The sequence below is a fragment of the Kitasatospora sp. NPDC058162 genome (assembly GCF_042884005.1).
Lineage (GTDB): Bacteria > Actinomycetota > Actinomycetes > Streptomycetales > Streptomycetaceae > Kitasatospora.
In genome coordinates, this window is the sequence record NZ_JBHVUS010000018.1 from 122119 (window position 1) to 142981 (window position 20863).

28 protein-coding genes and 2 pseudogenes are annotated in these 20863 nt (G+C 72.8%); 26 read left to right on the forward strand and 4 right to left on the reverse strand.

Features of this window, described 5'->3' with window-relative positions:
• Window positions 1-84 precede the first annotated feature (84 nt).
• The 19 genes and pseudogenes from ACFVXG_RS27975 (at window position 85) to ACFVXG_RS28065 (ending at window position 14874) form a co-directional block, all read left to right on the forward strand.
• On the forward strand, window positions 85-318 hold the full coding sequence (locus ACFVXG_RS27975) for a hypothetical protein (protein ID WP_387931203.1): 234 nt from the start codon (window positions 85-87) through the stop codon (window positions 316-318).
• Window positions 318-1496 (forward strand): DnaB-like helicase N-terminal domain-containing protein, encoded by a 1179-nt coding sequence (locus ACFVXG_RS27980; RefSeq protein WP_387931204.1) that lies wholly within the window; start codon window positions 318-320, stop codon window positions 1494-1496. Before ACFVXG_RS27975 ends, ACFVXG_RS27980 begins: the two co-directional genes overlap by 1 nt.
• Window positions 1493-2083, forward strand: a complete 591-nt coding sequence (locus tag ACFVXG_RS27985; RefSeq protein ID WP_387931205.1) for a hypothetical protein — start codon at window positions 1493-1495, stop codon at window positions 2081-2083. Before ACFVXG_RS27980 ends, ACFVXG_RS27985 begins: the two co-directional genes overlap by 4 nt.
• The gene (locus ACFVXG_RS27990) at window positions 2080-2667 is read left to right on the forward strand and encodes a hypothetical protein (protein WP_387931206.1); all 588 of its coding nucleotides are present in this window, start codon (window positions 2080-2082) and stop codon (window positions 2665-2667) included. The genes ACFVXG_RS27985 and ACFVXG_RS27990 overlap by 4 nt, the downstream gene beginning before the upstream one ends.
• A 5-nt stretch (window positions 2668-2672) precedes the next feature.
• Window positions 2673-2846: pseudogene (locus ACFVXG_RS27995) on the forward strand (DNA methyltransferase); the annotation flags it as partial.
• Window positions 2788-3192, forward strand: a pseudogene (locus ACFVXG_RS28000) (DNA cytosine methyltransferase); the annotation flags it as partial. The pseudogenes ACFVXG_RS27995 and ACFVXG_RS28000, both read left to right, overlap by 59 nt.
• Before the next feature lie 348 nt (window positions 3193-3540).
• Window positions 3541-3849 (forward strand): hypothetical protein, encoded by a 309-nt coding sequence (locus ACFVXG_RS28005; protein WP_387931255.1) that lies wholly within the window; start codon window positions 3541-3543, stop codon window positions 3847-3849.
• A gap of 157 nt (window positions 3850-4006) precedes the next feature.
• Window positions 4007-5215, forward strand: coding sequence for an MFS transporter (locus ACFVXG_RS28010; protein ID WP_387931207.1), 1209 nt, complete (start codon window positions 4007-4009; stop codon window positions 5213-5215).
• Between the two features lie 29 nt (window positions 5216-5244).
• Entirely contained in the window at window positions 5245-5958 is a 714-nt protein-coding gene (locus ACFVXG_RS28015; RefSeq protein WP_387931208.1) for an HAD family hydrolase, read from the forward strand.
• A 138-nt stretch (window positions 5959-6096) separates the two neighbouring features.
• The gene (locus ACFVXG_RS28020) at window positions 6097-6687 is read left to right on the forward strand and encodes a DUF4913 domain-containing protein (protein ID WP_387931209.1); all 591 of its coding nucleotides are present in this window, start codon (window positions 6097-6099) and stop codon (window positions 6685-6687) included.
• Complete coding sequence (locus ACFVXG_RS28025; RefSeq protein WP_387931210.1) at window positions 6684-7436, forward strand: glycosyl hydrolase; 753 nt, start codon at window positions 6684-6686, stop codon at window positions 7434-7436. Before ACFVXG_RS28020 ends, ACFVXG_RS28025 begins: the two co-directional genes overlap by 4 nt.
• Window positions 7433-7921, forward strand: a complete 489-nt coding sequence (locus ACFVXG_RS28030; RefSeq protein ID WP_387931211.1) for a hypothetical protein — start codon at window positions 7433-7435, stop codon at window positions 7919-7921. The genes ACFVXG_RS28025 and ACFVXG_RS28030 overlap by 4 nt, the downstream gene beginning before the upstream one ends.
• Window positions 7921-8565, forward strand: coding sequence for a hypothetical protein (locus ACFVXG_RS28035; protein ID WP_387931212.1), 645 nt, complete (start codon window positions 7921-7923; stop codon window positions 8563-8565). The genes ACFVXG_RS28030 and ACFVXG_RS28035 overlap by 1 nt, the downstream gene beginning before the upstream one ends.
• Window positions 8562-9410, forward strand: a complete 849-nt coding sequence (locus tag ACFVXG_RS28040) for a hypothetical protein (protein ID WP_387931213.1) — start codon at window positions 8562-8564, stop codon at window positions 9408-9410. The genes ACFVXG_RS28035 and ACFVXG_RS28040 overlap by 4 nt, the downstream gene beginning before the upstream one ends.
• A 17-nt stretch (window positions 9411-9427) precedes the next feature.
• Window positions 9428-10240: a winged helix-turn-helix transcriptional regulator gene (locus ACFVXG_RS28045; RefSeq protein ID WP_387931214.1), complete on the forward strand. Its 813-nt coding sequence runs from the start codon at window positions 9428-9430 to the stop codon at window positions 10238-10240.
• A 116-nt stretch (window positions 10241-10356) separates the two neighbouring features.
• Window positions 10357-11121: a DUF317 domain-containing protein gene (locus tag ACFVXG_RS28050; RefSeq protein ID WP_387931215.1), complete on the forward strand. Its 765-nt coding sequence runs from the start codon at window positions 10357-10359 to the stop codon at window positions 11119-11121.
• 18 nt (window positions 11122-11139) lie between these two features.
• Complete coding sequence (locus ACFVXG_RS28055; protein ID WP_387931216.1) at window positions 11140-11952, forward strand: DUF317 domain-containing protein; 813 nt, start codon at window positions 11140-11142, stop codon at window positions 11950-11952.
• 338 nt (window positions 11953-12290) lie between these two features.
• The gene (locus tag ACFVXG_RS28060) at window positions 12291-14495 is read left to right on the forward strand and encodes a WD40 repeat domain-containing serine/threonine protein kinase (RefSeq protein ID WP_387931217.1); all 2205 of its coding nucleotides are present in this window, start codon (window positions 12291-12293) and stop codon (window positions 14493-14495) included.
• A gap of 64 nt (window positions 14496-14559) precedes the next feature.
• Window positions 14560-14874, forward strand: a complete 315-nt coding sequence (locus ACFVXG_RS28065) for a hypothetical protein (RefSeq protein ID WP_387931218.1) — start codon at window positions 14560-14562, stop codon at window positions 14872-14874.
• 7 nt (window positions 14875-14881) lie between these two features.
• On the opposite strand, the gene ACFVXG_RS28070 is transcribed toward ACFVXG_RS28065, so the two are convergent.
• On the reverse strand, window positions 14882-15145 hold the full coding sequence (locus tag ACFVXG_RS28070) for a hypothetical protein (protein ID WP_387931219.1): 264 nt from the start codon (window positions 15143-15145) through the stop codon (window positions 14882-14884).
• A gap of 194 nt (window positions 15146-15339) precedes the next feature.
• On the opposite strand from ACFVXG_RS28070, the gene ACFVXG_RS28075 reads away from it, so the two are divergent.
• The 7 genes from ACFVXG_RS28075 (at window position 15340) to ACFVXG_RS28105 (ending at window position 18023) form a co-directional block, all read left to right on the forward strand.
• Window positions 15340-15687, forward strand: a complete 348-nt coding sequence (locus ACFVXG_RS28075) for a DUF317 domain-containing protein (RefSeq protein ID WP_387931220.1) — start codon at window positions 15340-15342, stop codon at window positions 15685-15687.
• Between the two features lie 30 nt (window positions 15688-15717).
• Entirely contained in the window at window positions 15718-16062 is a 345-nt protein-coding gene (locus tag ACFVXG_RS28080) for a hypothetical protein (protein ID WP_387931221.1), read from the forward strand.
• Between the two features lie 35 nt (window positions 16063-16097).
• The gene (locus tag ACFVXG_RS28085) at window positions 16098-16589 is read left to right on the forward strand and encodes a hypothetical protein (protein ID WP_387931222.1); all 492 of its coding nucleotides are present in this window, start codon (window positions 16098-16100) and stop codon (window positions 16587-16589) included.
• A 71-nt stretch (window positions 16590-16660) separates the two neighbouring features.
• Complete coding sequence (locus ACFVXG_RS28090) at window positions 16661-16873, forward strand: hypothetical protein (protein WP_387931223.1); 213 nt, start codon at window positions 16661-16663, stop codon at window positions 16871-16873.
• A gap of 87 nt (window positions 16874-16960) precedes the next feature.
• A complete protein-coding gene (locus ACFVXG_RS28095; protein ID WP_387931224.1) occupies window positions 16961-17290 on the forward strand; it encodes an esterase in 330 nt (109 codons plus the stop codon).
• A 113-nt stretch (window positions 17291-17403) separates the two neighbouring features.
• On the forward strand, window positions 17404-17622 hold the full coding sequence (locus ACFVXG_RS28100) for a MarR family transcriptional regulator (RefSeq protein ID WP_387931225.1): 219 nt from the start codon (window positions 17404-17406) through the stop codon (window positions 17620-17622).
• 47 nt (window positions 17623-17669) lie between these two features.
• Entirely contained in the window at window positions 17670-18023 is a 354-nt protein-coding gene (locus tag ACFVXG_RS28105; protein WP_387931226.1) for an AsnC family protein, read from the forward strand.
• Between the two features lie 56 nt (window positions 18024-18079).
• Here the strand turns inward: ACFVXG_RS28105 and ACFVXG_RS28110 are convergent, their stop codons facing one another.
• The 3 genes from ACFVXG_RS28110 to ACFVXG_RS28120 all read right to left on the reverse strand — a co-directional run bounded on the left by ACFVXG_RS28110 (window position 18080) and on the right by ACFVXG_RS28120 (window position 20758).
• A complete protein-coding gene (locus tag ACFVXG_RS28110; RefSeq protein ID WP_387931227.1) occupies window positions 18080-18481 on the reverse strand; it encodes a hypothetical protein in 402 nt (133 codons plus the stop codon).
• A 115-nt stretch (window positions 18482-18596) separates the two neighbouring features.
• Window positions 18597-20336: a relaxase/mobilization nuclease domain-containing protein gene (locus ACFVXG_RS28115; protein ID WP_387931228.1), complete on the reverse strand. Its 1740-nt coding sequence runs from the start codon at window positions 20334-20336 to the stop codon at window positions 18597-18599.
• Complete coding sequence (locus tag ACFVXG_RS28120) at window positions 20333-20758, reverse strand: MobC family plasmid mobilization relaxosome protein (RefSeq protein WP_387931229.1); 426 nt, start codon at window positions 20756-20758, stop codon at window positions 20333-20335. Before ACFVXG_RS28120 ends, ACFVXG_RS28115 begins: the two co-directional genes overlap by 4 nt.
• Window positions 20759-20863: the final 105 nt, after the last annotated feature.

The window sequence follows — 20863 nt, forward strand, 5'->3', positions numbered from 1 at the left end:
GGCCGGTGCCGTCGCCCCCCGGCTGGCTCTCTTCCCGTGCCCGCCGCAGCCGCTGAACCCCGCTCACGTACCCGGAAGGTCTTCATGTCCGACTCCAACTCTCCTACTGCCCGCGACCGTTCGACTCCACTGGCGGGGGCGCCAGTCGTTCGCCGGGGCGGCCAGTGGTGGCTGATCACCTCAGCTGGCTCCCTGCTCGCCACCGATCCGACGTTCACCGGTGAGCTGGACCGCTTCGCCGCCGCAAAGTCCGCCGCCGACCGCGCGGTCGCCCAGCTCCGCGCCGACCGCGGCGCCCGTCGTCGCCGGAGCCGGTGATGGACCCGCTGCTCCAGGGCGAGCAGGCTGTACTCGGAGCGGTCCTGCTCGACCCCAGCCAACTCGGCAACCTCGACTGGCTGGAACCGCGCGACTTCTACCGGCCCGCGCACCAGGCCCTGTTCGCCGCGCTGCGCAAGCTCCGCACGGACGGCCACCCGGCGCTCACCACAGAGGGCCCGGTGCCATTGGCCTGGCTGAACGACACCCTCGCCGAGGCGGGCAAGCATGTCCGCGGGCTCACCGCCTCCTATCCGCATACCCTGATCGCCGCATGCCCGCGCCCCGCCAACGCCCCGGTCTACGGCCGGATAGTGCTCGAAGGCTCCATCCACCGCACCGTCACCGAGCACGCCATCCGCTTGCTCTCCGTCGCCCAGGCAGACGCTGCGGAGCACGAGGTCGACGACACCCTCACCCAGGCCGACGTGCTCGCGGGCGTCCTGGACGAACTCGCGACGCGATGGGGAACCCAACCCCGAGCCACCGCCCCGAGGACACCCTCTCTCCCTGCCACTGCCGAACCTCCCGCAGCGGCCCAGGCGGACGACGAGCAGTTCATGCTGTCCCTGCTCGTCCACCAAAACGGCGCGATCAAGGAGGTCTTCGACTGGCTGCGCCCCCAGGACTTCGCCCATCCTGGCCACGGCCAGCTCTACCGCTGCCTCGGTGCGCTCCACCACCGGGGCGAGCCGATCGACCCGGTCACCACGCTGTGGGAGGTCCAGCGACGCGGTCTGCTCTCCGAAGGCACGATCACTGAGGAGCAGCTGCGGCCGGTGCTGCGCGACGGGGCAACGGGTTCGGCCGAGTGGCTGGGCGATCAGCTCCTGCGTTCCTCCCTCACCCGCGCCGCCGCCGGCGCCGCGCTGCAGATCACCGCCCACGCCGACGACCGGCGCCTCGCCCCCGGACAGCTGATCGGCCACGCGCTCCACGCCCTCGGTCCGCTCGACGAGGTGCGGGCCCGCTGGCGCACGGCGACGTCCCCATCCGATCCGCGGCAACGACCCGATGTCGGCGAAGCAGCACGCGTCCAGGCGGCGCTCGCCCGCAGCCCCGCACCGCCTCCCGCCCGCAACACCCCGGCACCGGACCGTGTCCGCCCCTTCGGCCCGGCACCGAGCCGGGGCCATGACCGCGTCACCCCGCACCAGCCCTCCCGGAGCCTCCTGTGAACAATCCCGACGTCGAGGCCCTCTCCCTCCACGAGCATGCGACCGCCCTGGAGCAGCAGAGGGACCTGCTGCCCGCTGCCGGCTTCCCCGTCCAGGTGTCGGACCCTGTCGCCCTGAGCCGACAGATCACCCAACTCGGCTCCTTCATCACGGCCTTGGGCACCGAGTTCACCACCCGCATCACCGATCAGTCCGCGCCCGACCATGCGCTCGGTGCCGCCGGGGCGTATGCCGAAGCGATCGGGCATCTCGGTCAGGCCGCCTGCGACCTCGGGGAGGCCGCCGAGCAGCTCACCTACCTGCGGCGCACGGACGACAAGCGCCACGATCCGAAGGCCCGGGAGCTTCGCCACAACGCCAGGCAGGTCATCGGCTTCGCCTCGGAGGGCGCCCGCGGCGAGCTCCAGCAGGCCGCCAGGACCCTGCGGCAGGCGGCCTCGGTCATCGCGCCGGACGACAACCGGGTGCAGGCCGCCCGCAGCCGCTCGGCCACCGCCGTGGCGACAGGGCCCGCACCGAACCCGGCGACACCCCCTACGCCGCCGCCTCTCACCCCCGCCCGCCCCTCCTCCGGGAACCACCTGTGAACGCCATCCTCGACGAGTCGCTCGCCCTGCACGCCCGGGCGAACTCCCTGCGGCAGCAGGAAGCACGACTTCCCGCCACCGGGCCGGCCAGGATTCCCGACGCCGTGCAGGTCGGCCGGCAGATTGCCCAACTCGGTACCCGCATAAGGGAGATGGGAGACGAGTTCTCCGCTCGGGCCGCCGAGCAGCCCGCGCCCGGCCACGCGATCCGCGCCGCCATGGCGTACGCCGAGGCCATCAGCAATCTCGGTGAAGCCTCCGGTGCTCTCGGAGAGGTGGCCCAGCAGCTCGGCTTCCTCGGCGAAACCGCCGAGATCCGCCACCTTCCATGGGCTCGGGAGGCCCGCAAGGACGCGGTCCGGGTCATCGAGTACGCCGTCGAGACCGCCCGCGACGAACTCCGTCACGGCGCCCAGGCCCTGGACCAGGCCGCCCGGCACCTCTCGCCGCCGTCCGACGACCTTCGCCGCCATGCCGCGCTGAGCCGCTCCGCCACCGCAGTTCCGCCTTCTCCAGTACACCCGACCGACCCTGCGCCGGCACCGGCGGCGCCTGCCGCTCACTCCGTACGGAGCCAGCGTTGACGCCCGTGCTCCCGGCCGCCGGCCCCGGGCCGCTGGTCGGCAGCCTGTGCAGCGGGTACGGCGGCCTCGACCTGGGGGTCCTGGCCGCCTTCGGCGGACGGGTCGCCTGGCACGCCGAGGTTGACCCGGGCGCCTCGAAGATCCTGGCCCGGCATTGGCCGGACGTGCCGAACCTGGGCGACGTCACCACGGTCAACTGGGCTGACGTTCCGCGGGTGTGCGTCCTCACGGCGGGCTTCCCCTGTCAAAGACGTCTCGGTCGCCGGCCGTCGCGCCGGCCTCAACGCCGAAACCCGATCGGGTCTCTGGCTGCACGTGGCCCGTGCGGTCGAGGCCCTGCGTCCGCACCTCCTGGTGGTCGAAAATGTACGAGGACTGCTCACCTCCCCCGCCGTCGCCGCCTCCGCTGGCGACGTGGAACCCTGCCCGTGGTGTCTGGGAGACGACCCAGCTCAGCCTGATCTGCGGGCACTTGGCGCCGTACTCGGCACCCTGGCCGAGCTCCGGTACGACACGAAGTGGATCGTGCTTCGCGCAGCCGACGTCGGCGCACCCCACCACCGGGCCAGGGTCTTCCTCACCGCCTGGCCCGCCTACGACAACCTGCCTGCTGCCGACTCCCCGGACGTCGGACACCAACGGTCCGGGCCTGCACGGCGAGGGCGGCTTGGACCTACGAACGGCGGTGACCCTGCTGCCGACGCCGAAGGCCAGCGATGGAACGAAGGGCTCGCCGAACCAGCGGCACGGCAGCGGGGACCTGACTCTGCCCTCGGCAGCGGCCTCGCTCCGCCCCTCCTCACCCCGGCACCCGGCCTCGCGCTCCCGCAGGCGGCCGGCCCCGCCCGTGACGGAAGCGGTGGCACTACCGCTGTGGACGGAAGCCGGACCGCAGGACGACTCGACCCCGAACGGTGGGGACCGTACGCCGGCGCCGTCGCCCGATGGGAGACGCTCACCCGCCCGGCGCCGCCGCCCACCGACGAAGGCGGGCGGCTGCGCGCGGAGTTCGTCGAGTGGATGCAGGGGCTTCCGCCCGGCTGGGTGACTGCCACCCGCGGACTCGGCCGTCCAGCCCAGCTCACCGCCCTCGGCAACGGTGTCGTCCCACAACAGGCCGCCAAGGCAATGGAGTTGCTGGCACCGCCCTTCTCCCGCTGCCCGCGCTGCCGTAACGGGTGAGGGGCTTCTACCTCCTTTTCCCGGCCGTACCAAATCCCGGAATCCGCGGACTCTTCTCCCCGCAGCCGCACCGAATCGAGGGGGCTGTCATGCCCGCGCATGCCCCGGTCCGGCGCGCCCGCGCGCCGCCGGCCGTACGACCGAAGGACCTTCTCCCTTGAGCACCACCACCGCCTGCAGCCGGGCCCAGGACAGCGCCTACCGCGCTGTCCTGGGCTCGCCGTACGTCGTCCGCCTGCTGGGCGGCACCTTGATCGGCCGTCTGCCCACCGGCATGGCGCCGATCGCGATCCTGCTGCTGGTGCGCGCCGAGCACGGCCCGCTCGCCCTGGCCGGAGCGCTCGGCGCCCTGTACGGTCTCGCCTCCGCGCTCGGGCAGCCGCTGCTCGGGCGCCTGGTCGACCGCCACGGCCAGACCAAGGTCCTCGTCGCCGCCACGGCCACGGCGAGCACGGCGTTCCTGCTGCTGCCGTGCACCGGCCCGGTGCGCCACCCGGTGCTCGCCGCGCTCACCGTGCTGGTGGCGGGGCTGGCGACGCCGCCGCTGGAGGCAGGTCTTCGGGCGCTGTGGCCGGTGCTGCTGCCCGACGCCGGGCGCCAGCGCACCGCGCTCTCGCTGGACAGCAGCACCCAGGGCCTGGTGTTCGTCGCGGGTCCGCTGCTTGCCACCGGCTTCGCGGCCGGTGCCGGAGCGACCACCGCGCTGGTGGCGACTGCGGCGCTCGGCCTGCTCGGCACCGGCCTGGTCGTCACCGCCCGTCCCTCCCGCGCCTGGACGCCGGCGGAGTTCACCGATGTGGTGCACTGGACGGGTCCGCTGCGGGTGCCGGGTCTTCGGGTGCTGTTCACCGCGCTGATCGGCACCGGCGTCGCGCTCGGCGCGGTCAACGTCCTGGCGCTGTCCGCCGCCGAGCGCCACCACGCAGGGTGGCTGGCCGGGGTGATGCCGGCCGCGCTGTCCATCGGCAGCATGCTCGGCGGCCTCGCCTACGGCCGCCACGCCTGGCCCGGTACCCCCTCCCGGCACCTGGTCGCCGCCTCGATCGGCTTCGCGGCTGGCTGGCTGCCGCTGCTGCCCGACCCCGCGCCCGCCGTCGCCGTCTTGGGCGCCGTGTTGCCCGGCACTTTCCTCGCGCCGCTGCTGACCGCCGCGTTCCTCACCGTCGACCGCCTCGCCCCGCACGGCGAGAGCACGGAGGCGTTCGCCTGGCTGATCGCCTGCATCGGCGTCGGCCAGGCCGCCGGCACCGCCCTGGCCTCCCTCGCGGACACGGCCGGCCCGCTGCTCGTCGCCGCCGTCCCGCTCGCTGGGGCCGCCTTCGCGCTGTGGCTGCTGCGCCGCTTCAACGACCGCTTCTCCTCCTGACCTCCGCGCTCACCCCGAAGGACACTGCCGTGAACACCACCCTCTTCGCTGTCGCAACTCCCGCCACCCGCATGCACGTGGTCTGGGACTGGAACGGAACGGTCAAGGACGACCTCGATGACCACGTCTTCGCGTTGAACGAGACCCTGCCCGCCCTCGGCGGCGCCCCGGTCGACCGGGAGACCTACCGGGCCAAGCACACTGTGCCGATCCCCCGCTTCTACGCCCGCCTGCTCGGCCGCGAGATCACCGATCAGGAGTGGGTCTCCAGCGACAGCGCCTTCCTGGAGCACCTGCGCGCCCAGCCGGTGCGCGTGCGCGAGGGTGCCGCCGAGCTGATGGCTGCCCTGAGTGAGGCCGGCCACACCCAGTCGCTCCTGTCGCTGTGCCCGCACGACACCCTCGTGCGCGAGGTCGAACAGGCCGACATCGGCCACTTCTTCATCCGGATCGACGGCCGCACCGGGCCCTCCGGCGGCACCAAGGCCGCACCTCTCACCGCCCACCTCGAAGCCCTCGGCCTCACCGAGCAGGCGCACCGGGTGCTGCTGGTCGGCGACGCCGTCGACGATGCCGACGCTGCCCACGCCAACGGCGCCCACGCGGTGCTGCACACCGGCGGGCTGCACCACCCCGCCAAGCTCGCCGCCACCGGCCACCCGCTCACCGAAACCCTCGCCGACGCCGTCGCCCTCGGCCTGCGCCTCGTCCAGGACCACGGCACTCAACTGGCCCGCGCCTAGCACCGATCGGCGGCCGGACCAAGCCGCCGTTCCTGCAGACCATCTCCCTCAACGACTGCTTCACCGGAGCCCTGCCGTGACCCGAAGAAGACCTTCCGGCCCCGACCTTCCCGTCCCTCCGAACCTCCTGGATGTGCCATGTCCGAGTCCGATCCGCTGCCGGGCGCCTCCGAGCCCGAGCCGATCCGCATCCCCGACGAGGACCTCGACGACCTCGTCAGCGCCCTGAACCGCACCATGGCCGAGGTCCGCCAGCACGGCGTCATCCTCGATCGCCTCAGCTCCGAACCCGACGACGAGACGGGGTCCGGCTCCATCGAGCCGGACCCCGGCAGCGAGGACGCGCCCGAGGCCGCTCTGCCGCTGTTCATCCTCGCGATGGGCGGCGCACAGTACGCCGCCGAGCTGGCCGAGCTCTCGTTCTGGGTCACCCACATCCTGCTGCCCGTCTACGGCCGGGAGATCGGCTCCACCCGCCCCTGGTGCGCGAAGTGGCACGAGCACCCCGAAGCCGTCGCCCGCCTCCACGCGCTGTGGCTGGCCTGGCAGCAGCTCACCGCCGCCGAGGCCGGCCAGGGCGGCCCTTCGACGTGGCATCGCGACCACCTCGACCACGCCATCGCTCAACTCCGCTCCCCGGACGGCCCGTTCGCCGCGTGCACCACGAGCCCCTCCCGGCCGGCCCACCGCGTCCTGTCGACCCCCGACCAGCTGGGACTCGCCGCATGAAGGACACCGACTTCCGGCTCGACGACCTCGAACCCGCCGACGAGCACACCGCCGAACTGTACGACTCCACTTGGGTCAGCGACTTCAAGACGATCTCCCAGCACGATGTGGGCGACCGCAGTTTCATCGTCGCCTTCGATGCCTCGGCCACCTGGGGCCACCCCAACATGCCCAACATCGCCTCCTTCGATCTCGTGCGCGACAGCAGCCAGGCGACCTTCAGCATGCACAGGTCCAAGCACGCCACCTTCGCATTCGCGCAGAACTGGCTCGTCAACCGCGGCTGCCCTCCGGACGCGCTCACGCCGACCATCGACGTCCCGAAGCCCGCCGACGAGCTGACCGTCCAGGTCGAGGACCGCATCCGGCGCTCGGGCGAGGGCCTTGCGGTCGTCGACTACCAGGTCATCGACGGGTCCGACGTCGAGGGCTGGAGCATCGCCGTCGACCGCCAGGACAAGGAGCTGCCCGTCCGGCTGTTCCTGGAAACGCTCCAGCCCGACCAGTACACCTACACGGTGCGCGAGGGGGCGTTCGCCGACCTCGCCGCCGCCGAGAGCTGGCTGGAGCAGCGCTCCACTCCGCTGCCCGACGCGCCGGAGTACCGCCTCGATGTGGCGGCCCTGCGTACCCGCGCCGCCCTCGCCCGCAGCACCACCTCCCCGGCCGCCGTCACCGCCGCCGACGTTCTGGCCGCCGCCCCCGCAGCCGCAGCCGTCGCCCGGCCCGATCGGGGGCGGTCGCTGTGAGCCGCGCCAAGTTCGCCTTCTCCGCCCATCCCGATGCCATCGCCGACCTTCGTCAACTCCCTGACGCCGTCCGCGACCAGGCCCTGCTGCACCTGCAGGACCTCGTCCGCGGCGAGCGCGTCGCCACGCGACTGGAGGGGCGGCTTGAGGGCTGCCACAAGATCTACCTCGGCGTCCGCAACGAATGGGCAAGCCACCGCCTGGTCGTGCAGTTCCGTGACGCCCCCACCGGCTCTGAGCACCGGCGCGAGGTTCACCTCGTCGCTGCGGGCCCCCGTGCCGACTACGCGGTCTACCGCACCGCCCAGAACCGCCTGGGCCGCACCGGCCTCAACCTCCCACAAGGCCTCAGCCCGGCCGAGGAAGCCCGCGTGCGAGCTGCCCGCGCCCGATCCATGCGCCCGGCACCGGTAGCCGCCGGGCCCGCCTACACCACCGCGTCCCCCGGCTTCACCACCGGCACGGCCGCCCGAAAGGCCCGATGATGACCGCCCACACCCCCACCCACGCTGATCTCGCCGTGTGGCTCGCCGAAGCCGCCGAGGCCGTCTCCGGCATCGTCACCGCCCGGCACACCACCCCGCCGTCGCACTCCCACCTCCACCCCGTCCTGGGGCCGCTCACCACCGGGCCGAAGGTGATCACCACGCTCGCCGCCCGGCTGGAGGACCTGCTGGACACGCGGCTGCCGACCACCCCCGCCGCCCTGTTCACCCTGGCCTCCTACGCCTCCGCCCTGGGCTGGCTGACCGAGTCGCTCGCCGACCTCACCCAGGCCGTCGACCTCCTGATCGTCGAGGCCGGCCTGCCAGCCGCCACGGCCATCGCCCCCGGCGAGGCTGCCGGCCTCGACCTGTCCGCCTACGCCCCCCAGGACCGGCAGGCCATCGCCTCCCTCGCCGCCGAGGCAGCCCTCCCAGTCGGCCTCTACCTGCAGATCCTGGGCCAGGCCGTGCTCGCCTCCACGGAGTTCACGGAGGCGTGCACGGAGATCATCGGTGCCCTGACCGAGGACGCCCACCGTCTCCTGGACGAGTCGGTCAGCTTCGTACGCCTCGACGGCGAGGGCCCCGACAGCCTGCCCACCCTGGTCCGCTCCCTCCTCGCCCGGATGGAAAAGGCCCGGTGAACCCGCACAACCGGCTCACCCACCCAGGCGCCCACCTCGTCTACGAGCGGCTCGGCGTCGACGACCCGTTCAGCCTGCTGGGCGCCCGGTATCGACACGACGTTCCTCGCGCACAGCTCGCCCGGCTCGCGGCCAACGCGGCCTGCGACCTCGACGACCTCCACCAGGAACTCATCGACCAGGCACAGGCGGTGATGGCCCGGCTGGAACCGTTCACTCGGGGTGAAGGTCCGGCTCTGCGCGAGGCCGGCACCACCATGCTGTCCGTCGCCGGCCGACTCGACCAGCTCTGCGCCCGCAAGGACGCCGCCTACGAGCGTCTCACCGGCGTCCTCGACGCCTGCGAGCGCATCGGCGGCATCGAGCCGCAGGCACCGGCCATCATCCAGGAGCACCAACTGGCCGACGCACACTCCCGTAGCCACGCGGCGCCCAGCCATCATCGTCCCCTGCCCGCCCGGGCCGTTTGGGACGACGAACAGGGCTTCGCCCGCACGGCGCTGCGGGCCATGGAGCACGGGGACCTGTGGCTGCGCGAGGGCGCTGGCGGCGACAAGTACGTGATCTGGGGTTCCGGGCTCGGCGCCCCCCTTGAGGTCGAGACCGTCGAGCGGCTGATCGGCGCCGGCCTCGTGTCCGCCGACACCAGCACCTCCACCTCGCGGATGGGGCACATGCTCTCCCTCACTCCGGAGGGCGTAGCGGCCAACGCCGCCGCCCGCACCGAGCGGCTTCGCCAGGTCGCCGCCCTCTACCGCGGCATCACCCCCACCACGGCCGGCCCCGCCCAGGCAGCGCCCTCGGCAGCAGCGGCCCGGCCCTCCCCCTCATCCCGCACCCGTTGAACAAGGAACTGCCCGCCGTGTCCTCCCAGCTGACCACCCCGATGAGCGCCGCCGACGCGCAGCGCGCCGAGAGCGTGCTGCGCTGGCTCGCCCCGAAGTGGACCACCCACATCGTCCACGCGATTGCCAAGTACGGCCCGGAGATGCGGGTGGCCGATGTCGCCCAGCAGTTCCCGGCGCTGTCCCAGCAGTACGTCGGCAAGCGTCTTGCCGCGATGTCCACCGCTGGCCTGGTGATGCGCGACGGCGAGTTCGACCGCACGGCGCCCTACCGGCTCTCCGCCTCCGTCCGCACGCTCGGCCGCCTCTACCGCACGCTCGCCCAGTGGTCCGGCGACCACATCGAGCGCACCCCACAGGGGAGGTACGACCGGATCGAGGAAGCCCTGCACCGCCTGCAGCTGGCGGACACCACCGAGACGATCCGCCTGCTCTCGGAGCACGGGAGCCTGCGCCTGGCCCACCTGGCCGAACGCCTCGACGCCCCCGCGCAGTTCGCCGCAACCCGGCTGAGCCGCATGCAGGCGGACGGCCTCGTCGCCCGCACCGGCTACCAGCACGGCGCCCCCTACATCCTCACCGACGCCGGACGGGGCCTGGGCCCCGTCTACGCCGCCCTCCAGCAGTGGGACCACCGGCACACCACCGCCGCGCCCCCGGCCCTGCGGGCCGCCGACCAGGCTCTGGGCGCCTCCGCGCAGTCCGCGCGCACCGCTGCTGCGCTGCGCCGAAGCGCCGCCCCGTCCGCCCTGTTCAGCCACGCCCCGGTGCCGCAGCCGCGGGTGCCCGCCGCCGCCACAGCGGCCTCCCGCCCCTTCCTCGGGCGGTGACCATCGTGAGCACCCGGCGCAGAACGGCTCCCCGCCCTCAGCACTCCGAGGCCGCGCACCGCCTCGCCGCCCGTGGCGGTGTGCGGGCCCGCTCCCCGCCACGTTCAGGAGCCCCCGTGTACCCCGCCTCCCCTCGGCTCGTTCAGCCGCTGCGTCTCGCCGGCCCCGGTGACCAGCGGCTCATCACCGGACCGCTGGCCGAATCGCCCGGCTGGAGCCGCGCCCGATCGCCAGACGGCGGCGTGCGCTTCACCAGCTCCTGCCGAACCGCCGTCATCACCGGCTCCGGCCCGCCCGGCAGCCCGGTGACCTGGAACGTCCACGGCTACACCTCCACCGGCGCGGAGCCGCTGTGGCGTGCGGTGTTCAGCTCCGGCACGCCCGCCGAGATCACCGCCGCCTTCACCACCGTCCTCGTCGACGGCCTGCGCAGCGGACACCGCGACTACCTGCACGGCGGGCCGCACCACCTGCCCCGCACGCCTGCGTCCGTCCTCGCCGACTGCGGCTGGCAACCCGCCCAGGGCCCGAAGGGCTTCCACGACCAGGTCGCGCCGGACGGGAGCGCCGTCTACCGGCACCGCGTCGGCCACCAGCCGGCCGACGCCGAGGTCGCCGGCCTGTCCCCGCCGACCTGGAGCATGCTCGCCGGAACCCCTCAACACCCTTTCTGGCGTGCGGACTTCACCATCGGCGTGCCGTTCTACCCGCTCGTGCGAGCCGCCCTCGCCTTCAGCTCCCCCGAGCCCGTGGAACGCCTGCCCGCCAGTCCCGCCCGCCTTCCCCCGGCCCCGGCCCGCCGGCCACACGCCTGCCCGCCGCCGGGCCCCGCCGTCCCGGCCGCCGCGATGCCGACGACCGGCGGGGCCCGCCGGCGCTGACCCCCGAGAAGGATCTCCATGCCGTACACCCCCGAAAAGGCCCGGGAGTACCGCGTCCAGCCGCGTTACCTCGCGGGGACGAAGGCCGACGTCACCGAGGCCATCACCCCGTTGATCAAGGCCGGGTGGGCCGCCACCAACGACGACCTGGGCAACGCCTACGTCACCGCGCCGGACCTGACGGCCCGCCTGGCGTTCCTACCCGAGGGCCGGGACTCCACGCTCTGGAAGATCAGCGCCGGCCCGGAGCCGACCGTCCCCAGGTGGCTGGTCACCTTCGACGACCGCGTGCCCACCGAGGTCGTCCAGGACTTCACCACCGCCCTCGCCGACGCCTACACCCACGGCCCCCACGCCTACCTCGGCGCCGGCCAGCCTGCCCCACGCCGGGCGGCCGGACGGTGGGTGGACCCCCTCGTCCTCCAGAGCCCCGATCAGCTCGTCACCCGCTCGACGCGCCCCGGCCTCCTGTCACACGCCGAGGAGATGGACGACACCAGCGCACGGTGGCTCTTCGAATCGGGACCGCCGCAGCGCCGCTGGTACGCCACCGCCTCCTCGCACGTGCCCGCGCCGCTGCTGGAGACGCTCACCGCCGCCGCCTTCGACCCGTCCCCGGTGCACCGGCACCTGCGGCGCGACGAGCTTGCGCGTCTGCCCGCGAGCGCCGTCGCGACGCCCACCGCGCCGAGCCCGCTGGAGGTCGCGCGCGTCCGCGCCGCGACCGCCCGCTCCGCCGCCCTGCCCCGCGCCCCCGCCGCGCTCGCCTACACCACCTCGACCCCGCCGCCGGCGCCCCCGCGGGTCGCCCTCGCCGGCCCCGCCCGCTGACACCCACAAGACCTTGGAGAACGCCGTGTCCGACGCCACCGCCCTCGACCACGCGGACGCGATGATCGAGAAAGCCTGGGGACGCCCGATCGCCAAGCTGGAGAAGGCCGCGCCCCGCCTGACCGTCGAGGACCCGATGCTGCGCTCGGCAATGCACCACCGGGCGCACCTCATCGTCGTCTCCAGCTCCGTTGGGTGCGGCTCTTCTGGAGTGACCGTTGGGCGGCCAACCCGAAGGCGTCGCGGCAGCAGAGGCCGAGGGCGCCGGTCGCGGCATCGCATGCGGTGGTGCCAGCACGCGTCGAAGTCGCCGTTGTCGAGCGACCCGGAGTTTGGGGATGGCTCCGGTGAGGCTCCATGGGCCCGCCTCTGTCCATACGATCCTTGACTGTCCCGGCAGGCGTGCTCGATCGCGCTGGTCACGACAGGCCGACCTCCGGAGGGCTTGGGTCGCGGTGGTGCCGTTGATCCCCGTGCTGCACAATGGCCGCTGTCACACTTGGAGTTGGCGGCGCTCTGGAGGGGTTGTGCAGGCGGGAGAGCACATCTCCGGGAGGTACCGGCTGGATGCCCGTCTTGGACATGGCGGCATGGGCGAGGTGTGGCGAGGGTTTGACGTCGAGCTCGGCCGTGCGGTCGCGGTGAAGGTGCTGCTGGAATTCGACGCCTCGGACGAGCAGCTGCGACGGTTTCGGCGCGAGGCGTCGATCGGCGCGAGGCTGCAACACCCGGGGATCACCGTGGTGCACGATGTCGGGCAGCACGAAGGCCGGATGTTCATCGTCATGGAGCTGCTGGAGGGTACGGATCTGGCGGGCGTCCTGGCCCGCTCGCCGAGCGGCCTGCCGGTGGCCGAAGCCGTTGGCCTCGCTCTGCAGGCCGCGGAGGCGCTGGCCGCTGCGCACACCCGGCAGGTGGTGCACCGGGATCTCAAGCCGGGCAATCTCTTCCTGCTGGCCGATGGCCGGTTGAAGATCTGCGACTTCGGGATCGCCCGTACCATGGGAGACACGGAAGGGCTGACGACCACGGGCAGACCATTCGGCACTCCGGCCTATATGGCGCCCGAGCAGTGGCGCGGCGAGCGAGTCGACGCGCAGTGCGATATGTACGCGCTGGGGTGCGTGCTGTATGCGCTGCTAACCGGTGCCCCGCCGTTCCCGGTCACCGAGCAGGCATGGGCGCTGATGCGCAAACACCTGGATGTGGTGCCGGAGGGCGTGCGCTCGGTGCGGGCCGAAGTCCCGGGCGAGGTCGAGGAGCTGGTCGCTTCGCTGCTGGCCAAGGACCCGGCTGCGCGGCCGGACGCACCGACCACGGCGGAGCACCTACGCACAATGCTGCACAGCGCTCTGGTGCGTGACAGCACCCTCATGTTGGAAAGTACCCCGAAGCTGGACACGGCCCCCACCCAGACCGCACCGCCGCCGAGCCTTGCCCTACTCAAACCCGACACCGTGCCGGGCACCCTCGCCCCACCTCGCGGACCGCGCCGCCGCAACGTCATCCTCGGCGGCCTCGCCGCACTGGCCGCTGCCACGGGCGCATCCTTGATCGGGCTGCGACTCGCAGACGGCACCAGTCCGGCACCTCACCCGAGCGTCAGTGCGGGGCCGTCCCCGAGCAACAGTTCGGGGCCGTCCCCGAGCGTCAGTCCGGACCAGCGCCTGTGGTTCACCCTGGCCGGCCACACCGACATGGTGGACTCGGTGGTGTTCAGCCCCGATGGCGAGACCCTCGCCAGCGCCAGTTTCGACGACACAGTTCGGTTGTGGGACCTCGCCACCCGGACCAGCATCGCCACTCTCACCGGCCACACCGATGTCGTGTACTCGGTGGCGTTCAGCCCTGACGGCAAGACCCTCGCCAGCGCCAGCAACGACAAGACCGTTCGGCTGTGGGACCTCGCCACCCGCACGAGTACCGCCACTTTGACCGGCCACACCGATGCCGTGAGCACGGTAGCGTTCAGCCCCGACGGCAAGACCCTCGCCAGCGCCAGCAACGACAAGACCGTTCGGCTGTGGGACCTCGCCACCCGCACGAGTACCGCCACATTGACCGGCCACACCGATGCCGTGAGCACGGTAGCGTTCAGCCCCGACGGCAAGACCCTCGCCAGCGCCAGTTTCGACCACACCGTTCGGCTGTGGGACCTCGCCACCCGGACCAGCACCGCCACTCTCACCGGCCACAGCTATCAGTTGTATTCGGTCGCGTTCAGCCCCGACGGCAAGACGCTCGCCAGCGGCGGACTAGACGACACCGTTCGGCTGTGGGACCTCGCCACCCGGACCAGCGCCGCTACTCTCACCGCCCACGCCGATGTCGTGAACGCGGTGGCGTTCAGCCCCGACGGCAAGTCCCTCGCATGTGCCGGCGGCAACAAGACCATTCAGCTGTGGGACCTCGCCACCCGCACGAGTACCGCTACTCTCACCGGCCACACCGGTGCCGTGGGCTCGGTGGCGTTCAGCCTCGATGGCAAGACCTTCGCCAGCGCCAGCAACGACAAGACCATCCGATTGTGGAAGCTTTCTTGAATCCGACGTATCGTCTGCACCTAGTGGCTGTCACTCCAGAAGAGCCGCACCCAACTCCGTTGCCGTGCATCAGGATCGGCTGCACGCCCTCACCCGGCCCGGCCACGTCCCCGCCTTCTACGACCTCGACCGGATCACCGCCTCGGCGAGCGCCCTGCGCACGGCCTACGCGGAGAGCAACACCGCCCTCCAAATGATCCGCCACGTCGTCGACGCCCGCGAACTCGCCCTCACGGCCGAAGGCGGCCCCGACGCCGAGCGCGTGCGGGCCGCCACCACCCGGACCTCGCAGGCAGCCCGCCCCCTCGGGCTTTCGAGCGCCCGGCCAACCCCGCCGGCCGCCACCATGTCGGCCCAGCACGTGGCGAACCGGCGCTAGCCGCAGCTCAGTTCACCTCGGAGTCGTCGTGGGCGCCAGGGTCGGTGACGCCCACCACCCGGGCCAGCTCCTCCACGGTCAGCCCCATCCGCCGACCGTCCGCCAGCCGCGCCTCCACCGCCTTGTCCTGCTCCCGCTCGGTCCGGCTCACGGTGCGCACGGCCCACTGGCCCTCGTCAATCACCACGACGTCGCCCATCGTCCACGCCCGACCCGCGCTGCGGATCTTGCGCTCCAGCGCCGCCATGTCCCGGCCTCTGCTCGCCGCCATCGCCTTCATCCCCCTTCGACCCGTACGGCCCGGCGCCGTAACCCTGGTTCAGCACCCCGGGGCCCTGATCCATTCCCTTCCAGTTCGCCCACGGCAGACCGCTGCACCCGGGGAAATGACTACGAACTTCGGGACGCCGCATGTTCAAGTACTCATGTCGCCGAGACCGCAGGTCAACGAAGGGACCCGGCCCCGTGAACACCCCCAGCAGCCTCCTGCCCGCCCCCGTCCGCCCTACCGCCGAAGACCGCTCCTGGCTCTCGTCCGACCACAGCGCGGAGCCGGTCCTCGCCCTGCTCGGCGATCTCGGCTGGCCGATGGTCGACACCCCCGAGGGCAACGTGCACTGCACCAGCCCGGACGGGCGCGTCTACATCGGCTGGCTGCCCGAAGACCCCAGCGCCTGGAAGCGCGGCATCGTCTGGCGCATCCAGGTCCAGCCCACCGGCGCCGCCGCGTGGACCCAGGAGTTCGGCGTCCACACCCCCGCCGAGGCCGTCGCCGGATTCCTCGCCGCGCTCATCGCCGCCCCCACCCGCTGACCAAGCCAACTCCCCTGATCGGAGCACTTGTTGCCCACACCCCGACTCGACCACGTCATCGCTCACGGCACACCACGCACCCCGCTCGGCCTTGCCGTGCAGGACAGCCACTTCGTCTGTGCTGACGGCTTCTGCCTCTCGGTGCTGGCCCCCGACCCCGCCGACGCCTTCCTGCTGCCCGCCCTGACCCTGGAGGTCGGCTTCCCTACCCTCCGTCCAGAACCGTGGGCCCGCTGGCGCGAACACCTCGAACCCGGCACGGAGGAGGACGACCCCACCGAGTCCGTGTACCTGCACGTCCCCGTCGCCCTGGTGCGGGACCTGATCGAGGCCCACGGCGGCGAAGCCCCCTTCCTGCCGCGCCAGCGCACCTGACCGGGCACCGCCGTCACCGGCTTCAAGGAACAGACTTGACGACCACCGCTTTCCTCACCCGCGCCCCCGGCCCCGTCATCGCCGCGCTCGGCCTCACCAACGCCTGCTTCGTCCCGCCTGCCTCCACCACGTTCGTCCTCAGCCTCGCCCTCAGCGTGAGCGGCCTGCTGCTCGTCCTCGACGACGTCCACGAGAGCGACCTGCGCCGGGACACCCGCGTCCTCGCCGTGCTCGCCAGAACCCCCGGCGGCGCCCGGGTCCGCCGGATCGGCTGCGCCCTCGGCCTGCGCGACCGCACCGTCGCCCGGTCCCTCGGCCGCCTGACCGACGACGGCCTGGTCGTCCCCGACGCCGGACCGTACGACCCGACCTGCGGATGCGGCGTCTACGGCCTGCCCGAGGTCGAGGGCCCGCACGGCACCGTCGTCCTCGACCGGGACTACCCGTGGGAGAGCTGCGACCCCTGGCCCGCCGACGAGCCCGTCCTCGTTCTCCCCCTGCGCCGGACACCACGCTCACCTGCATGAGGTTTCCGGCTCGACCCACAAGACCCGCTCCGCCCCGATCCCCGAACGGCCACCACGCCGAGGAGTCAACCGTGCCCCAGTACCTGACCGTCGCCCACCTGATCGCCCAGCTCCAGAGCGTCGACCCGAACCTGCGCATCCGCATCGCCGTCAACCCGGACTGGGCCTTCGCCCACTACATCGGCACGGACGTCGTCGTCCACGACGGCATCGCCTACCTCGCCGAAGACGGCCAGGACAGCTACCTGCCCGCCGCCGTCCGCGACGAACTCGCCTGGGCCTGAACCACCAACCGCCCCGAGGAGGCCCGCATCCCCACCACCCACCGCCTCACCCACCCACAGCCACTCGACCGCTTCGCACTGCACCCCATGCCGCCGTGGGCGAGCGGAGCGCTCGTCCGCCGCGTCCCCACCAACCCCGGCCAGCCGATCGAGGTTCTCTGGATCCCGGCCACCGCGCCCAGACTCCCCTTCGGCCGCATCCTGCTGCGGTGGGAGAAGGCCCCCGAGGCCGGCTGGGACGTCACCGCCCGCCTCGGCCTCGCCACCACCGACGTCCACCTCGCCACCTGGCCCGCTGCCCCCGACGACTGGCCCCACCTGGTGCGCCCCACCCTGTACGAGGTCACCGGCCTGTGCTCAGCCCTCACCGTCGCCACCGCCGCCCTCGAACTCGCCAACCGCCTCGCCGACTCCTGAACGCCACCGCACAAGGCCGCCCCGCGCCGACAAGGCCAGGGCGGCCTCGCCGTACGCCCCTCCCCGCGACGGCACGTACGCTCATCACCGAAGCACCGAGGAAGGACACGCACATGGCCGACGACCAGCAGCTATGGGGCTACGCCGAGGTCGCCGCGCACCTGGGCACCAGCGTCGGCGCCGCCCGCAACCGCCGAAACCGCGGCACCCTACCCCCTCCCGACGACACCAGCATCGCGGACCGCCCCCGCTGGAAGCCCGCCACCTTCCAGAGCTGGAAGCCCCTCGGCCAGGGCCACCGCAGCGACCTGCACGGCAACCAGACCGAATGACCGGCTGGAGCCCGTCCCAGTACGGGCACAGAGAGGACCACCTGCCAATGCCCAACCATCCAGTACGCCGTCCTGTCGCGCTGATCGCCTGGTGCTCCACCGCCGCGATCGGCGCCGCCACCGCGACCGGCGCCGCTGCGACCAGCACCTACGCGGTCTGCGCCGTAGGTCTGTTCGCCCTCGGCGGCGGAGCGCTGGCCGCCTATCGCACCGTCCGCGCCGCCGAGAACCGGACCGACCTCGTAGTCCTCGAACACCTACGGCTCGACCCCCGCCTCACCGCCGAGGCGCTGGCCACCGTCCTCGGCCTGCGCCCGGCCGCCGTCCAGCTCAGCCTCCACCGGCTGGCCTCGGCCCGCCAACTCCCCTCATCAACAACCCCTCCCAGCCCAGGAAGCTGACCAGCAGTGAGAAGGACCGCCACTGATTCCGGTGGCGGTCCTTCTCACTGCGCAGCCTAGGAGTCCAGGTAGACGCCAGCGAAGGTCCCGTCGAAGCCGAGGGCCACCCGCGCAGCGGCGGTCGAAGGGTGGTGGGTCCAGGTCGGGTTGGCGATCAGGGCGTCGAAGTCCTTGCGGGTGATCTCCGACTCCAGCCACTCGTTTCCGCAGCGGCACCTCACCCAGACGTTACGGCGGTGGTTGAGCAGCAGCCAGTCCCGGCGGGCCTGGCAGGCGGAGCACGTTACCGGCATCCCGCGCAGCGCCAGTTCGGCCGGGTGAAGTATGCCTCGGACGGCCTCCGGGCCGCTGGGGGTCTGGGTCTCGTACTCCAGTTGTAGGAGCGGGTCGGAGGCGGCCGGGACCGGGGTGGTGATCGGGGCCGGGGCGGTGGTGGTGTGCTCGGTGGTTCTGGTCACGGGCTCTCCGTTCGCGGTGCTCGGGTACTTGCGTAACACCTGGTGGAACCGGGTGTCGAGGGGTTTCGGCAGGATCACGCGGTGGGCCGGCTACAGGGGCCGGCGGGTTGTCGGTTCAGCGGCGTGGTGCCGGGCGGCGCGGGTCGGTCGCGGGCTGTGCCGGTGCCGGCTGGGTGGCGCGTTCCTGCGTCGGCCCGGTCCTGGCCCGGGTGCCGGGCGCCGTACGGGTGCGGGGGTGTTCGGGGTTGGCGGGAAGGTCGGCGAGGCGGCGGATGCGCCAGACGAGGACGTCGGTGGTGTCGCGGGCGGTTTCCAGCTCCCGCCGGTCGACGGCCTTCTCAAGGAGGGCCTTGGGGTCGTGGCCGGCCGTCTCGGCTTCCGCGAGGACGGCGGCCAGGGCGTCGTGTTCGCGGGCTGGGCCCCTCGGGTTCTCGGCAGAGCCGAGGACGGTGCGGATGGTGGCGTCGTGGCGGAGGCGCTCGCTCTCCGGGAGGGCGCGGCCGATCTCGCGCATCGTTCGCATGGGGGTGGCTGCGGCCTGCCGGTAGGCGGCGCGCAGGTGGTCGGTGGCCTGGCGGGAGGCGGCGGCCTGCTGGGCGTGGCCCCGGGCGGAGTGCCAGCGGGCGGCGGCCAGGGTGACCAGGACGAGGGTGGACAGGACCATAGCAGTGGCGCCGCCGTCCTCTCCACGTCCGAGCGCGTTGCCGGCATGGACGATTCCGCGGGCGGCCGAGCGCAGCGCACGGATGTCGGCGTTCTCGGCGCGGACGTGGCTGCGGGTGGCGCGTTCGAAAGCTCGGGCAGCGTCTCGCAGTTCGGCGCGGGTGGCGGCCGGGGAGGTCTGGGCGAGGGCGTCGAGGATCTCACCGGCGCCGACCAGCTGGGCGGCGGCTTCGTCGCCGTCCTGGTCGAGAACGTCGACAGCGCGCTCCGCGGGGCCGGCGGCGTCCCGGCGGCGGCGCGCGGGAGCGGAACGGCCGGTGCGGGACGGGAGGTTGTCCAGCTCCGGGATGGCGGGTGCGGTGTCGAGGCGGAGGCGGATTCGGGGCAGGGAGAGGTCGGGGGCGAGCTTGGACCCGGGAAACCAGATGGGCTCGCCGACGCGGTTTCGGTCGCCGGGCAGGGCGACGTTGTAGCCGATGAGGTCACCGGACGGCAGATGGCGGAGCTTCACCCGCAGGCCAGCCTCGCGCAGCCGGGTGAGGAACTCCTCCTCGTTGTCGGCTCCGGCCAGAGCCTGGCGGACGGCTTCGCGCAGGGTTTCGCGCGGGGGCTCGGTGCGGCCCGTGCGTTCGGCCTTGAAGTGCTCCTGGCTGGTGGGGTTTTGGGCGGCGGTGCCGTCGCCGGGGTTGAGCTGGCGCAGGCCGTACTCCTTCTCGATGAGGCGGGCTTCGGCCTGGGCTTTGCGCTTGTCGTAGCTGAGGGCGGCCAGGCGGCCGTCCTGGCGGACGAGGGTGGCGGCGATGTGGATGTGGTCGTCGGCGTGGCGGACGGCGACCCAGCGGCAGGCGGTGGTGTCGCCTTCGGGGGCGATGCCGGTGGCGTGGACGATGCGCCGGGCGATGGTGGCCCACTCGGCGTCGTCGAGGTGCCGGTCGCCGGGGGCGGTGCGCAGTGAGCAGTGCCAGATCCTGGTGGCCGGTGCCTGCTGGCCGAGGGCTTTGACCGGTTGGTCGAGCTGGTTGGCGAGCTTGGCGACCTGGTGCGGCTCCGGGTTGGGGCCCGGGTCGGGGGCGAAGTTGTTCCAGGAGGCGACGAGGTGCTGGTCGGTGTGCTCTTCGTGCTTGCCGGGGCCGAAGAGGTAGTCGATGAGGGGGAAGGCGCGGTCGGTGCCGGTGCGAATCTTGGGGATCACCGGCGGATGAGCCAGTCGACGGCGTCGTCGACCGCGTCGATGGCGGCTTGGACGCGGGCCAGGAGCTGGCGAAGCTCGGTGCCTGGCTGGCCGCCGGCGTTCACGTAGTGGGCGAGCTGGTTGAGGTTGTTGCCCACGGCGCCGAGCTGGCGGTTGGACTCCATGAGTTCCTGGATGCCGCGCCGGTAGTCGGCGACGGCGGCGCTGGGGTCGGTGCTGGTGGCGGCGGCCACGGCGGCGGCAGCGGTGTAGCCGCCGGGGGCGAGTTCGGCTCGGGCGGCGGCGCGCTGGAGGAGGGCCCACTCGGGGTCGCTGAATCGGGGGCAGATGCGGTTGGTGCGCGGCACGCTCTGGCGAAGGCGTCGGTGCGGGGCGGGGCGGGCGGCGGTCGGCTGCTGCTCGTCCTCCTCCTTGGTCGGCACCCCTGGGCCGAGTCCCCGGTCGTCGGCAGGCCCCCCTGGGTCTGCCGACGACCGGGGTGCCTGCGCCCCCTTCGGGGCGGGGGCGGGGTAAGGACTCCTTACCCC